The following is a 12,493-nucleotide window of genomic DNA, read 5'->3' as shown; positions in this document are numbered from 1 at the left end:
CAATATTCTCGGCCAATACAAGTAAAAGGCCGGCTCACGTTTAAAACGCACAGCCGGCCCGTGACTGACTAGGGCTGGTTATTTAACGCCTTTGTCGTTTGGATTCGCGAATGCTTCCTTCAACAACGGAGACATCGGGAAGTTCAGGTTCACGTTCTTCGGAGGAATCGGGTTCATGAACCACTTGGTGTACAGCTTTTCAGCTTCGCCAGACTTGATCATGCCGTTTACGGTTTCATCGAGCAAAGCCTTGAACTGAGGATCATCTTTGCGCAGCATGATGCCGTAGGGTTCTGTACGCAGAATTTCGGGCAGGAACATGAACTCATCGGGGTTTTTGCTTTGAGCAACCAAACCAGCGATCAGAATGTCGTCCATCACGAAAGCCTTGGCGCGGTCGTTGGCCACCAACAGGAAGCTTTCAGCATGGTCTTTGCCGTAAATTTCCTTGAAGTTGATATTCGCACCCTTCTCGTTTTGCTTGATCAACTGAACCGAAGTAGTACCGGAAGTTGTTGCAATAGGCTGTCCATCCAGATCAGCCAGCGACTTGATGCCACTGTTTTTCTTCACCACGATTTTCACGCTGGTGATAAAGGTGCTGTTTGCGAAAGAAACCTGTTCCTGACGCGCCACGGAGTTGGTGGTAGAACCACATTCCATGTCAATGGTGCCGTTTTGCAACAAAGGAATGCGGTTTGCAGAAGTAACCGGTTGCAATTGCACATTCAGGCTTGGCATTTTCAACTTGGCTTTGACTGCATCAACAACCTTGTTACACATGTCCATGTGGTAACCGATGGGTTTTTGGTTGTTGTCCAGGTATGAAAATGGAACGGAGGACTCACGGTAACCAACCACAATGGTTTTGGTTTCGGTAATCTTTTTCAAAGTACCCGTGAGATCTTGGGCAACTGCGGGCTGAACAGCGGCTACACTGGCCACGGCCAACGCTGCTGCGAGGAGATTCCTTTTCATTTTTGCTCCTTGAATGAAAAAATTAAGCACAAACTGTGCACACACCCTACGCCATGCGAACCAGGTTCGAGGCGGTACTAAAGTTTTATTCTCCGAGGACGGGTGAGAACCTCGGGTCTGAGTATTTCATTCAACTGCTGCTCTGACAGTAAGCCTTTTTCGAGAACAAGCTCGGAAACCTTCCGGCCAGTCTTCAGTGCAGTTTTTGCAATCTCAGATGCTTGATCATAGCCTATGTAAGGGTTCAGTGAGGTGGCCAAACTGGCTGATTCCTCGACCCTTTGACGCAAAAGTGATTCATTTGCGGTAATCCCTAATACGCAATTTTTCGTCAGCGTTTTACAAGCGGCGGTTAAGTGATAAATACTCTTGAACAGGCTCCATGCAATGATGGGCTCAAATGCATTCAATTGCAGTTGTCCGGCCTCGGCTGCCATGGTCACGGTGACGTCGTTTCCGATCACCTCAAACGCGACCTGGTTGACCACTTCGGGGATCACCGGGTTCACCTTGCCAGGCATGATGGACGAACCCGCAGCGCGTGGCGGCAGGTTGATTTCGTTCAGGCCGGCTTGGGGGCCAGAGGACAACAGACGTAAATCGTTGCACATTTTGGACAACTTCACGGCCACCCGCTTGAGCACCCCGGAAAGTTGAACAAATGAGCCCGTGTCCTGGGTAGCCTCTACAAGGTCTGCGGCGGTTACGAGGCCCAATTGGGTAATTTCTTCCAGATAATGACGCGCGCGCGCTGCGTACTCCGGATCGGTGTTGATGCCAGTACCAATGGCAGTGGCACCCAGATTGATTTCAGAAATCAGGCTGGTCGCTTCGCGCAGGCGCGCCATGTCTTCACCCAACATGACCGAGAAGGTTGCAAACTCCTGGCCCAAAGTCATGGGCACGGCGTCTTGCAACTGGGTGCGGCCAATTTTCAGGATTTTCCGGAACTCGAAAGCCTTTTCGCCAAATGCTTCTTTGAGTTCGTCCATGGCAAGCAACAAGCCTGAGATGGCGTTGATCAGACCAATTTTTACCGCGGTGGGGTATACATCGTTGGTGCTTTGCGAAGCATTGACATGCTCGATGGGATGCACCATTTTGTAATCGCCTTTTTTACCACCCAGAATTTCGATGGCACGGTTGGCGATCACCTCGTTGGCATTCATGTTGGTGGAAGTACCTGCCCCACCCTGAATGACATCTACCACAAACTGGTCATGAAGCTTGCCGGTACGAATTTCCTTGCAAGCTTGGGTAATGGCTTTGGCCAAGTCGAGGGGAATAGTATCCAGGTCTGCATTGGCCTTGGTGGCCGCCCATTTGACTGCGGCCAGTGCGTTGATCAGCTCGGGCGCGTTGAACAGCGCGAATCCGGTAATTTGGTAATTGTCGAGGGCTCGACTGGTGTGTACACCCCAGTAGGCTTCGGCGGGAATCTTCTTTTCACCAAGAAGATCTTTTTCCACGCGATGCTCTGAGTGCTGCTTGACCATGTCATCCCCTGACGAATTTGAATGTGGGCCATGCTAAATCTTTAGTGGCCTGCACTCCAATACTTAATCAGCATTAAACCATGCATTTCCCGCATATCCAAAGAAACCCTAATAAGGGTTATCCACAGAGAGGGATCAGTCTGGCCAATAATGCCAAATTAAATCCACCTGTTCGTGGGCAGCGGAATTCTCGGTGTGGCGGTGAATGCGGCGATACAGGCGAATTTCCATGTCGGTGTAATACGGCCCCGGGATTTTGCAAAGACCAGAACCGGGTACCACCGCGCTTTCAGGCAACCAGGCCACACCCAAACCCGCTTCGCACATCGATTTCAAGCTTTCAGACATGTCTGTTTCAAACAGCGATTTTTTCAGGAACAGCGGCCCCGCTTCCATCGCAATATCAGTCATCTTCGACAGGTAAGCATGCTTGGAATACGACAGGTAAGGCACAGGCAAAGGCGCCAGCGGGTCTAGGGAATAAATCGGATTGCCCTCAGCGCTTGCTGCGCTGTAAGGTGCAAATCGTTCAATACCCAACACCCGCACTTCAAACTTGCTGGGATCGAGTTCAATCGGTTCTCGACTGTGGTGGTAGCAGATCAGAAAATCGCTGGCACCGTCGGTGAAGTACAGCACTGCATCGTGCACATTACTGGCTGTCAATTGAAAACTCAGGTCAGGCAGTCGGTCGACCAGCTTGGTTTTCAAACTGCGAACCCAATGTGGCGCTTTGCTACAGGCCAAGGTGTGCGGCACCACCAGGCGAATGGGCTGCCGGCTTTGCAAGCTGCCACCGCGAACAATGGTGCGGGCTTGCCGAATTTGCTCCAGCATGGTGAGCGCCTGCTCGTAGAACACCTCGCCTTGTGGGCTCAAGCGTGTGGGGTAAGAGCCCCGGTCGATCAATTCACAGCCCAGCCAGCCCTCAAGCGCCTGTATACGCCGCGAGAAAGCGGGCTGTGTGACGCACCGCAAGTTGGCCGCTTTTGAGAAGTTCTTGGTTTGGGCCAGCGTAATGAAATCTTCAAGCCATTTGGTTTCCATGGGCAGACGCGTTGGGTTGACTGTGCTGTTGAATCAGCCACATTCGGGCGTATTCACCATTCTTGTCAAGTAGTGATTCATGGCTGCCACTTTCAATGACCTCACCCTGACTAATCACCAGAATTTGGTGAGCATGCACCACCGTGCTTAAGCGGTGGGCAATGATGAGCGTTGTGCGGTTGCGCGACAACGTTTGCAGCTCTTGCTGAATGGCACGCTCGGACTTGGAGTCCAGGGCTGAAGTGGCCTCATCGAATATCAGGATGGCCGGGTTTTTCAGGATGGTGCGGGCGATCGCCACGCGCTGTTTTTCCCCGCCGGAGAGTTTCAGCCCTCGCTCACCCACCTGTGTTTTGTAACCATCGGGCTGATTCACAATGAATTCATGTATGTGAGCAGCCTTGGCGGCAGCCTCAATTTCAGCCTGTGTGGCATCAGGTCTGCCATAAGCAATGTTATAGGCAATGGTGTCGTTGAACAGCACGGTGTCTTGGGGAACAATGCCGATGTTCTTGCGCAGTGAAATTTGCGCCACATCGCGAATGTCCTGGCCGTCGATGAGGATGGCGCCGTCGGTGACTTCGTAAAAACGATACAGCAAGCGTGACAAGGTAGACTTGCCCGCGCCACTGTGCCCCACCACCGCCACGGTGTGGCCTGCAGGCACAGTGAACGACATGTTTTTCAACACCATTCTGCGTTCGTCGTAGGCAAAGTTCACGTTGCGAAATTCAATCGCGCCACCGTTCACTTTCAAATCAGGGGCACCGGGCTTGTCTTTGACTTCAAGGTTTTCGTCCATCAAGCCAAACATGCGTTCAATGTCAGCCAGGCTTTGCTTGATTTCACGGTAGATCACACCCAAAAAATTCAGCGGAATGTACAACTGAATCATGAAGGCGTTGACCAGTACCAAATCACCCAAAGTCATGGAGCCATCGAGCACACCGGCTGTTGCCCGCCACAACACCAGCGTGACAGCAATCGCAATGATCGCGCTTTGACCAGTGTTCAGAAGGGTGAGGGATTTTTGTGAGCGAATGGCAGCCTCTTGCCAGGCTGCCATACTTTTGTTGTAACGCTTCGATTCAAATGCTTCGTTGCCGAAGTACTTCACGGTCTCGTAATTGATCAGCGAATCCACTGCCCGCACATTCGCTTTGGAGTCGAGATCGTTCATGGTGCGGCGGAAATGCAGTCGCCACTCTGTTATTTTCACGGTGAAGAAAATGTACAGGGTTAGCGCAACTGCCGTGATGACCGAGAACCAGATGTCGTAATTGATGAACAAATAGCCCACCACCAGCACAATCTCGATGAGCGTGGGGAGAATGCTGTAAAGGGTGTAGCTGACCAGGCTTGAAATGGCCCGGGACCCCCGCTCGATGTCTCGGGTCACTCCACCGGTTTGCCGATTCAAATGAAAACGCAGTGAAAGTGCATGCAGGTAATCGAATACCTGAATGGCAATGGCCCGGACTGCATTTTGAGTTACCCGGGCAAACAGGAATTCGCGCAGTTCGGTAAACACGGTGGTGGATAAGCGCAACAAGCCATACGCGACCAACAACACGATTGGCATGGAGGCAGCAGCCAGCAAGGCGTTGCTTTGCAAAAGCGGCGTTAACTCATCAATGATCTCCTTGAGTACCAAAGGCACGCCCATGTTGGCGACTTTGGCAAGCACCAGGCAGGCGATCGCGAACATGACTCGCCATTTGTATTCCCAAAGGTAAGGCAAAAGCTGGGCAATGGTGCCCCAGTCGCTTCGTTTTCGGGGTCTTGGCGGGGCGGATTCCACCGGTGCGGTTCTGCGCATGCGATACTTCTCGGTACAAAAAAAGAGGCGATGGGCAATGCTACCATTCGCCCAGCCAATCAAAAACGCAGGAGACAATTTCAAATGGCAAGTATTCAGAACAAAGTGATCGTAATTACCGGTGCATCCGAGGGCATTGGTGCCGCGTTGGCCATCAAACTGGCCCCGGGCAACAAACTGGTGTTGGCAGCACGCCGACTGGAAAAACTGCAGGAAGTTGGAAAGCAGGTTGAGGCGGCGGGCGGCCAGGTGCACTGTGTGGCCTGTGACGTGATGGAACAGGCCCAATGCGAGAACCTGGTGGAAGAGTCTGTGAAAGCCTTTGGCGGCATTGACATGATTGTGAACAATGCGGGTGTTTCAATGCACGCCTGGTTTGAAGACATCACCGATTTGGGCACCTTTGAGCGACTGTTCCGCGTGAACGTGATGAGTATGGTTTGGATTACTCACAAGGCCCTGCCTCACATCAAAAAATCCAAAGGTTTGATTGTCGGCGTTTCCAGCCTAGCCGGTAAAACTGGCGTACCTGCCCGCACCACCTATTGCACCAGCAAGTTTGCAATGAGTGGTTTTATGGAAGCATTACGCATTGAGCTGATGGGCACTGGCGTAGATGTATGCGCCATTTTCCCGGGTGTGGTGGACACCGAAATTCGCCGCAACGGCTTGAACCCGAATGGCGAACGGGCCGGTGTTTCGGGCCTGCGCGAAAAAGGTGCCATGACTGTTGAGCAATGCATCAACGAGATTGTGGACGCGATGGTTGAACGCAAACGCGAATGGGTGATGACCGCGAAAGGACGTTTGGGACTGAAGCTGAAACCTTTCGTACCAGCTGTTATCGACAAAATGGCCAAAGACGCACTGGACGATGAACACGGCGGCAAGAAATCAGCCTGAGAGCCGCCATACCCAGGTTCAGGCGCTGAACAGAATCACCGCCTGAACCGAGCCAGCCAAAATTGCCAAGGCCAAAGCCACACCCAGCACAGTGACGGCTTTGCGGTTGGATTCAATTTGTGCCACCAGCTGTGTATTTTGACTGGCCAATTCTTTGATCACCTCAGCGGATTGAACCACCTGGGCCTGCAAATCGGAAATGGTTTGTTCCGCGGCATAAAGGCGGTGCTCCAGTTGTTCGACTGCGGCAATATCAGTGGCCACAAGCACATCGGTCACCTCACTGCCGTTTTCATCGTAAACCTTTTTCTTGGACACGCTGTTCCACAGCTTGACCGCACCATCGGCGACCTTGGGCGCATTTTTAATGACCTCGCCCCAAGGCACCATTTGCAACACCGTTACCCAACCTGCAGCCATCACTTCCTCAACTCATGGACTCAATAAAAAACCATTATCGTCTGTTTCATGAAATTGGGTTGGTAGCGAGCACCTAGAATGAAATGCAGACTCTAGGCGCCCAGCGTTACAATCAACGGCTAAACCAACAACAAAGCGCCTGAACATGAACACACCCAAACCAATTTTGTTACCCGTCGACCGAGAACCCGTGATCCGGGTTATTCCGATGCCGAAAGACTCCAACGCGTCGGGCGACGTGTTTGGCGGATGGATTATGGCGCAAGTGGATCTGGCTGGTTCTGTACCCGCCACAGCACATGCCAAAGGCAGAATTGTGACCGTGGCGGTGAACGAATTTATTTTCAAGGAACCCGTGTTTGTGGGTGATTTGTGCAGTTTTTATGCCGAAGTGGTGAAAGTGGGCAGAACCTCGATGCAAATTTATGTGGAGGTATTTGCCCAACGTCGCTTGAAACCAGATGATGTAGCCAAAGTAACTGAGGCGTATGTCACCTATGTGGCGGTAGACGAGAACCGGAATTCCCGCCCTGTGGACCCACTTAAATAACAAAACCCGCTTTAGAAGTGCGTGAGGTCTTGTTGATGCATTTCAAATGCAAACTCGACTTCATTCACATGCTGCCAGGAGCTTTGACCCTTGGCCTGCTTGCGCGACAATTCAATTCGGTAATCGTACCGATCGGGGCGATACAGGCCTTTAAGCACCTGCACAGGTCTGCCATTTTCGTCATAAGCCACTCTCGAAATAGCCAATAACGGTGCACCCACGGGGACACCCAAGGCATACGCCACCGAGGCATCGGCGAGCCTCGCAGAAATGGTTTGACGGGCTTTGGCCACTTTGACCCCAGCTTCCTCAAGCAGCACCAGTATTGGAAACTCCCGCAGACGGCGACGGCAAATGCGCCCTGACAAATCTTGAGGAATAAAACTGGTTAAGTGGGCCACGGGCTGACCATCAAGCTGACGAATGCGAATCAGTTTTTCGACAATGGCATCGCTGGGCAAGTGCAAAAGCGTCGCGATATCGGGTGGCGGCAAAATGCGCTTGGAGGTGATGAGTTGTAAATCGGAAGAATCGCCGCTGGCCTGCAGACGCATAGCCGATGCACTCAGCAACTGGCTTTGCCCCACCGAAGAATTGCGTGACTCGGTGCGCGGCTTGACGAATGTGCCCTTGCCTCGCCCCCTCGCAACCAAACCCTCTTTGACCAAGTCTTGAAGTGCTCGACGCATGGTGACCCTGGACACATTGAACTGCTCGGCCAGCACCAATTCACCGGGCAATGGCTTGGTGTCGTAGTGACCTTCGATAATGCGCTCTCGCAGTATCAGATAAATTTGGTGGTAAAGGGGAACGACCTGATTCGGGTCTAATTTGCTGTCACCGAAATTCGATTCTTCTGGGGATGCGGCGGGAAACTGACTGTCCATTCGTACTGTCCAAATGCTACTGGGCTACGACATGGATAATACAACACAATGCAACTCAATTCATACTGAAGACATGCATGGAAGAAACAAGGGCCACTGAAACAATGCTTCAGTGGCCCTAAATCACGGTGCGTCTGTTTCAGACTTATTCTTCGTGGAATGCTTCTTCCCGCTTTTTGCGAATAGAAGGCATGAACACCACGATCAGGGCAATGGTTGCAATGGCCAGCATGGTTGCACTGATTGGGCGTGTCACCAACACCGAGAAATCGCCACGCGAGAGCAACAAAGCCCTGCGTAAGTACTCCTCCATCATTGGACCCAAAATAAAGCCCAGCAACAAAGGCGCAGGCTCGCACCTCAATTTCGAGAAAATGTAGCCCAAGACACCGAAACCTGCCAACAGGTACACATCGAACAGCTTGTTACCCAAGCTGAATACCCCGATACAACAGAACACCAGAATCATGGGGTACAGGAAGTGATACGGCACGGAGATCATTTTCACCCAGATACCGATCAAGGGCAGATTCAGGACCACGAGGAACAGGTTACCGATCCACATGGAAACAATAATGCCCCAGAACAAGGCTGGCTGCTCGGTCATGACCGCGGGACCCGGGGTAATGCCTTGAATGATCATGGCGCCGATCATCAGGGCCATGACCGGGTTGGACGGAATACCCAGGGTCAGCAGAGGAATGAACGAAGTTTGTGCGCCCGCATTGTTGGCCGACTCGGGGCCGGCAACACCCTCAATAGCACCCTTGCCAAACTGCTCGGGTGTTTTCGAGATTTTCTTCTCGATGGAGTAAGAAGCGAACGAGGCCAACATGGCGCCACCACCGGGCAAAATACCGAGCAAGGAACCCAAACCAGTGCCGCGAACGATAGGCCAGGCCATACGCTTGAGGTCTTCCTTGTTGGGAAGCAACCCTTGAACCTTGGACACCATGGCAGAGCGCAGGTGTTCTTCTTCGAGGTTCTTGATGATTTCGCCCAAGCCAAACATACCCATGGCCAGAATCACAAAGTTAATGCCCTCGGCCATGTAGGGTGTATCGAAGGTGTAGCGTTCCATGCCCGAATTCACATCGGTACCAGCCATGCCCATGAGCAATCCAAGCACGATCATGCCAAAGGCTTGCAGCAAAGAACCGCTGGCCAGCACTACGGAGGCGACCAAACCTACCACCATGAGTGAGAAGTACTCGGCAGCACCAAACTGCAAGGCGATTTCAGCCAAAGGTGGTGCAAACAAAGCCAGCAACACAGTTGCGAATGTACCAGCTACGAAAGAGCCGATTGCTGCAGTGGCCAAAGCCTTGCCCGCTTTGCCTTGACGAGCCATTTGGTAGCCATCAAGCGCAGTGACCACCGAGGACGATTCACCTGGCAGGTTAACAAGGATAGCCGTGGTGGACCCCCCATATTGCGCGCCGTAATAAATTCCGGACAACATGATGAGCGATGACACTGGCGGCAAACCGAAGGTAATTGGCAGCAGCATGGCAATGGTGGCTGTGGGACCCAAGCCGGGCAATACGCCGATTGCGGTGCCCAAAAATACACCAATCAGGCAGAACAGCAGGTTATTGATCGTGAAGGCTGTTTCAAGACCAATTGAAAGATTAGCAAGAAGTTCCATGTTTACATTCCAAACCAAGACCCAAAAATGGGCAGCGGAATACCCAGGCCTTTGACGAACACGAGGCTACAAAAAATAGCGGCGCCAAAAGCAATCACAAGGGTGAACTTCCAATTGAAAAATTTGCTGGCCATCGCAGAAATACCGAACACCGCCATGACTGCAATTGCAAGACCTGCACCTTCCACCAACACGGCAAAAACCACGATGGAAATGGTGACGTATAAAATTTTCGAGAAGGCAAAGCCTTTCAAAGGTTCGCCTTCAACTATGAAGGAGCGAATCAATGAGGCAGCGCCGATCAAAATGAGCAAACCACTTAATACTTTGGGGAAATAGCCAGGGCCCATGCTGATGGCTGTGCCCATTTCATAGTCAGCAGCCATGTACAAAGCTGCTGCACCGATAATCAGGTACAGCAGCCCAGCCCAAAAGTCTCTTAAATCTTTTGGCATTTTAGGTTCTCAGAATAGATCAGTCAGCGTACTGACCAGCTTTGTCGATAATTGGCTTCCAGCGTGCAATTTCAGCATCCAGATGCTTGCGGTGTGCAGCAGGTGTGGCCTGATCTTGAGGCACTGGCTCGGTGCCCAATTCAGCAAAACGTGACACGACAGCGGGATCTTTCAAGGCAGTTTGCAAAGACTTGCTCAAGCGATCGATGATGGGCTTGGGTGTGCCTTTGGGAGCATACAAACCGTGCCATACACCCACTTCAAAGCCGGGCAAGCCTGCTTTGTCCAGCGTTGGCAAATCGGGCAGGGAGGCAACTGGCTTTTTGGTGGTTACAGCGTAGGCCTTGATTTTTCCGCCCTTGATTTGGCTGGTGGTGTTGGTGGTTTGGTCACACATGAAGTCGACCTGACCGCCCAACAAATCGTTCATGGCTGGGCCAGTGCCTTTGTAAGGCACGGTTGTGAGGTCTACGCCCACAGCAGTCTGGAACAACATACCGCACAGGTGAGAAGCAGAACCAATACCTGCATTCGCGTAAGTTACTTTGTCTTTGTTTGTTTTGATGTAAGCCAGCAATTCCTGCATGTTTTTCGCAGGCATGTTGCCACGGGCCACAATGGTCATGGGCACGTCAGTGACCAAACCAATGGTTTCAAAGTCGGTCGATGCGTTGTAAGACAATTTGCGGTAGAGCGAAGGCGCAGTAGACTGGCCAATGTGATGCAAGAAAATGTTGTAGCCATCAGGTGCTGAACGGGCTGCTTTGCCGGCAGCCAGGGTGCCACCAGCACCGCCCAGGTTTTCAACAATCACCTGTTGACCGAGATCTTTGGACATGGACTGTGCAATCAAACGACCAACCGTGTCAGTTGGGCCACCCGCTGCAAATGGAATCAACATGGTGATGACTTTGGATGGGTAAGCATCCTGGGCTTGCACGGAACCCATCAAGCCCAACAGGGCAACTGCCAATACGGATTTAATCGATTTCTTCACGGAACTCTCCTTGTGATTGGTATCAGAATGTCAACTGCGACAGCTGTTTTTCTTATTGAATTTCCACACATATTCGCGCAGGTGGATGGAGTATCAGCATGCCCGTGACGTGCAGCAATTGTGGTTTTCCATATACGCAGAAACCACAGCATGAGCCATTCGGAGAGAAGTTCAAATGAAAAAATGCAGCGTCATCGACACTGAAAAAACAATACCGTTCCGGAACAAAACTAAATACCCCCGAAAGAGGCAACGAAGGAATGGATTATTAGAAAATTAATTTGCAAATCGATATTAATCGGAAGGAAAAATACGCTGACTTTCCTGACAAAAAACAGGCAGAAAGCGGGCTTTCATTCTTGGCAAGCACACATTATTTTTTTGTTTGGGTGTTCAGCCAGTCATTCAAGGCAGTTGCAACCACCTGATTAATACCTTCATCGGTACTCACCGCGTGTTCGCGCAGGCGACTTACCAAATCGGCGGGCAGACGGTAATTAACCGGCACCAGCTTGCTGGCAGGAATTTCTGCAGCGCGCTCGCGTTTGGTGTTTTGCACTTTTGAAGCTTGACCGAAACGGTCGGGAAGACTTTCAGATTTCAGTGAACCATCAAGTTTTTTGGCCATATTTTTAGCCATATCGGTGGATTTGAGCGCCATGAGGTTCCTGAGGAAAGGGGCAGATCGGGAACGAAGTATAGCGCCAAACCACGCCCCGAAGTGTGCAGACGGTTAAGCCGAGGTCAAGCCCGCTTGATCAAGCGAATCAACATCAACAACACCACTGCACCAACAGTGGCAACCACGATGCTTCCCAGCAGACCACCGCCACTGGACACCCCCAGTGAGTTGAAGAGAAAGCCACCCACAAAAGCACCGATGACACCAACGACCAGATCGCCGATCAAACCGAAACCACCACCCCGAACCAACTTGCCAGCCAACCAGCCCGCAACAATACCCACCAACAAAAAGACCAACAGACTCATTTTATTCTCCTAGAACGAATGGACGAAACGTGGAGACGTGACCAAATCGCCAGAACACAGGTCGTTTTTTTCGTAGTCGGCAACCAATGCCGCCGCCTGATCGAAATGCTCGGAGGCAACAAAAACATTGGCAAAGCCGGTGGGGGAAAGATCGCCAACTGCACCCTGCAGGAAATGGCCACCCACATAAGTGGGTATTTCACAGGCGTTCAACATACCGGCAACAATGTGCGCCTCGATAATATTGCCTGCTTTAAAAACAATTTCCATGGTGCCCCCTTGTTGCACAAGACTAGCCCAAAC

At 51.6% G+C, this 12,493-nt stretch carries 14 protein-coding genes; 2 read left to right on the top strand and 12 right to left on the bottom strand.

The genetic code is table 11. The annotated features are described in order from the left end of the window. Positions 1-78 precede the first annotated feature (78 nt). The 4 genes from LMED105_RS06730 to LMED105_RS06715 form a co-directional block, all read right to left on the bottom strand. Complete coding sequence (locus LMED105_RS06730; protein WP_008249588.1) at positions 79-978, bottom strand: transporter substrate-binding domain-containing protein; 900 nt, start codon at positions 976-978, stop codon at positions 79-81. 77 nt (positions 979-1,055) lie between these two features. Continuing rightward, complete coding sequence (aspA, locus tag LMED105_RS06725) at positions 1,056-2,474, bottom strand: aspartate ammonia-lyase (protein ID WP_008249587.1); 1,419 nt, start codon at positions 2,472-2,474, stop codon at positions 1,056-1,058. A 135-nt stretch (positions 2,475-2,609) separates the two neighbouring features. Continuing rightward, entirely contained in the window at positions 2,610-3,521 is a 912-nt protein-coding gene (locus LMED105_RS06720) for a LysR family transcriptional regulator (RefSeq protein ID WP_008249580.1), read from the bottom strand. After that, positions 3,502-5,340: an ABC transporter ATP-binding protein/permease gene (locus tag LMED105_RS06715; protein WP_083797127.1), complete on the bottom strand. Its 1,839-nt coding sequence runs from the start codon at positions 5,338-5,340 to the stop codon at positions 3,502-3,504. The genes LMED105_RS06720 and LMED105_RS06715 overlap by 20 nt, the downstream gene beginning before the upstream one ends. Before the next feature lie 84 nt (positions 5,341-5,424). Between LMED105_RS06715 and LMED105_RS06710 the strand changes: the two genes are divergently transcribed. Then, positions 5,425-6,243 carry an SDR family oxidoreductase gene (locus LMED105_RS06710; protein WP_008249565.1) on the top strand — a complete coding sequence of 273 codons (819 nt, stop codon included), beginning with the start codon at positions 5,425-5,427 and terminating at the stop codon, positions 6,241-6,243. 18 nt (positions 6,244-6,261) lie between these two features. Here LMED105_RS06710 and LMED105_RS06705 read toward each other — a convergent pair whose 3' ends face one another. Then, complete coding sequence (locus LMED105_RS06705; RefSeq protein ID WP_008249564.1) at positions 6,262-6,663, bottom strand: hypothetical protein; 402 nt, start codon at positions 6,661-6,663, stop codon at positions 6,262-6,264. A gap of 145 nt (positions 6,664-6,808) precedes the next feature. On the opposite strand from LMED105_RS06705, the gene LMED105_RS06700 reads away from it, so the two are divergent. Beyond that, entirely contained in the window at positions 6,809-7,213 is a 405-nt protein-coding gene (locus LMED105_RS06700; protein ID WP_040512623.1) for an acyl-CoA thioesterase, read from the top strand. Positions 7,214-7,224: 11 nt separating this feature from the next. On the opposite strand, the gene LMED105_RS06695 is transcribed toward LMED105_RS06700, so the two are convergent. From LMED105_RS06695 to LMED105_RS06665, 7 genes are all read right to left on the bottom strand, one after another. After that, positions 7,225-8,100: a GntR family transcriptional regulator gene (locus tag LMED105_RS06695; protein ID WP_008249562.1), complete on the bottom strand. Its 876-nt coding sequence runs from the start codon at positions 8,098-8,100 to the stop codon at positions 7,225-7,227. Between the two features lie 145 nt (positions 8,101-8,245). Beyond that, positions 8,246-9,748 carry a tripartite tricarboxylate transporter permease gene (locus tag LMED105_RS06690; protein ID WP_008249561.1) on the bottom strand — a complete coding sequence of 501 codons (1,503 nt, stop codon included), beginning with the start codon at positions 9,746-9,748 and terminating at the stop codon, positions 8,246-8,248. A 2-nt stretch (positions 9,749-9,750) separates the two neighbouring features. Then, positions 9,751-10,203 (bottom strand): tripartite tricarboxylate transporter TctB family protein, encoded by a 453-nt coding sequence (locus LMED105_RS06685; RefSeq protein WP_008249560.1) that lies wholly within the window; start codon positions 10,201-10,203, stop codon positions 9,751-9,753. A gap of 19 nt (positions 10,204-10,222) precedes the next feature. Further along, entirely contained in the window at positions 10,223-11,152 is a 930-nt protein-coding gene (locus tag LMED105_RS06680; protein ID WP_050771181.1) for a tripartite tricarboxylate transporter substrate binding protein BugD, read from the bottom strand. 421 nt (positions 11,153-11,573) lie between these two features. Continuing rightward, on the bottom strand, positions 11,574-11,828 hold the full coding sequence (locus LMED105_RS06675) for a hypothetical protein (RefSeq protein WP_232222722.1): 255 nt from the start codon (positions 11,826-11,828) through the stop codon (positions 11,574-11,576). A gap of 116 nt (positions 11,829-11,944) precedes the next feature. After that, positions 11,945-12,190 (bottom strand): GlsB/YeaQ/YmgE family stress response membrane protein, encoded by a 246-nt coding sequence (locus LMED105_RS06670; protein ID WP_008249557.1) that lies wholly within the window; start codon positions 12,188-12,190, stop codon positions 11,945-11,947. A 9-nt stretch (positions 12,191-12,199) separates the two neighbouring features. After that, positions 12,200-12,460 (bottom strand): DUF2007 domain-containing protein, encoded by a 261-nt coding sequence (locus LMED105_RS06665; RefSeq protein WP_008249556.1) that lies wholly within the window; start codon positions 12,458-12,460, stop codon positions 12,200-12,202. Positions 12,461-12,493: the final 33 nt, after the last annotated feature.

Origin of the sequence: Limnobacter sp. MED105, from assembly GCF_000170915.1 — a bacterium.
Lineage (GTDB): Bacteria > Pseudomonadota > Gammaproteobacteria > Burkholderiales > Burkholderiaceae_B > Limnobacter.
This window is presented reverse-complemented; position numbering and strand designations above follow the sequence as displayed.

Coding starts and splice junctions, on each gene's coding strand:
- LMED105_RS06730 (WP_008249588.1), bottom strand. CDS start 978: ATGAAAAGGAATCTCCTCGCAGCAGCGTTGGCCGTGGCCAGTGTAGCC.
- aspA (WP_008249587.1), bottom strand. CDS start 2,474: ATGGTCAAGCAGCACTCAGAGCATCGCGTGGAAAAAGATCTTCTTGGT.
- LMED105_RS06720 (WP_008249580.1), bottom strand. CDS start 3,521: ATGGAAACCAAATGGCTTGAAGATTTCATTACGCTGGCCCAAACCAAG.
- LMED105_RS06715 (WP_083797127.1), bottom strand. CDS start 5,340: ATGCGCAGAACCGCACCGGTGGAATCCGCCCCGCCAAGACCCCGAAAA.
- LMED105_RS06710 (WP_008249565.1), top strand. CDS start 5,425: ATGGCAAGTATTCAGAACAAAGTGATCGTAATTACCGGTGCATCCGAG.
- LMED105_RS06705 (WP_008249564.1), bottom strand. CDS start 6,663: ATGGCTGCAGGTTGGGTAACGGTGTTGCAAATGGTGCCTTGGGGCGAG.
- LMED105_RS06700 (WP_040512623.1), top strand. CDS start 6,809: ATGAACACACCCAAACCAATTTTGTTACCCGTCGACCGAGAACCCGTG.
- LMED105_RS06695 (WP_008249562.1), bottom strand. CDS start 8,100: ATGGACAGTCAGTTTCCCGCCGCATCCCCAGAAGAATCGAATTTCGGT.
- LMED105_RS06690 (WP_008249561.1), bottom strand. CDS start 9,748: ATGGAACTTCTTGCTAATCTTTCAATTGGTCTTGAAACAGCCTTCACG.
- LMED105_RS06685 (WP_008249560.1), bottom strand. CDS start 10,203: ATGCCAAAAGATTTAAGAGACTTTTGGGCTGGGCTGCTGTACCTGATT.
- LMED105_RS06680 (WP_050771181.1), bottom strand. CDS start 11,152: ATGGGTTCCGTGCAAGCCCAGGATGCTTACCCATCCAAAGTCATCACC.
- LMED105_RS06675 (WP_232222722.1), bottom strand. CDS start 11,828: ATGGCCAAAAAACTTGATGGTTCACTGAAATCTGAAAGTCTTCCCGAC.
- LMED105_RS06670 (WP_008249557.1), bottom strand. CDS start 12,190: ATGAGTCTGTTGGTCTTTTTGTTGGTGGGTATTGTTGCGGGCTGGTTG.
- LMED105_RS06665 (WP_008249556.1), bottom strand. CDS start 12,460: ATGGAAATTGTTTTTAAAGCAGGCAATATTATCGAGGCGCACATTGTT.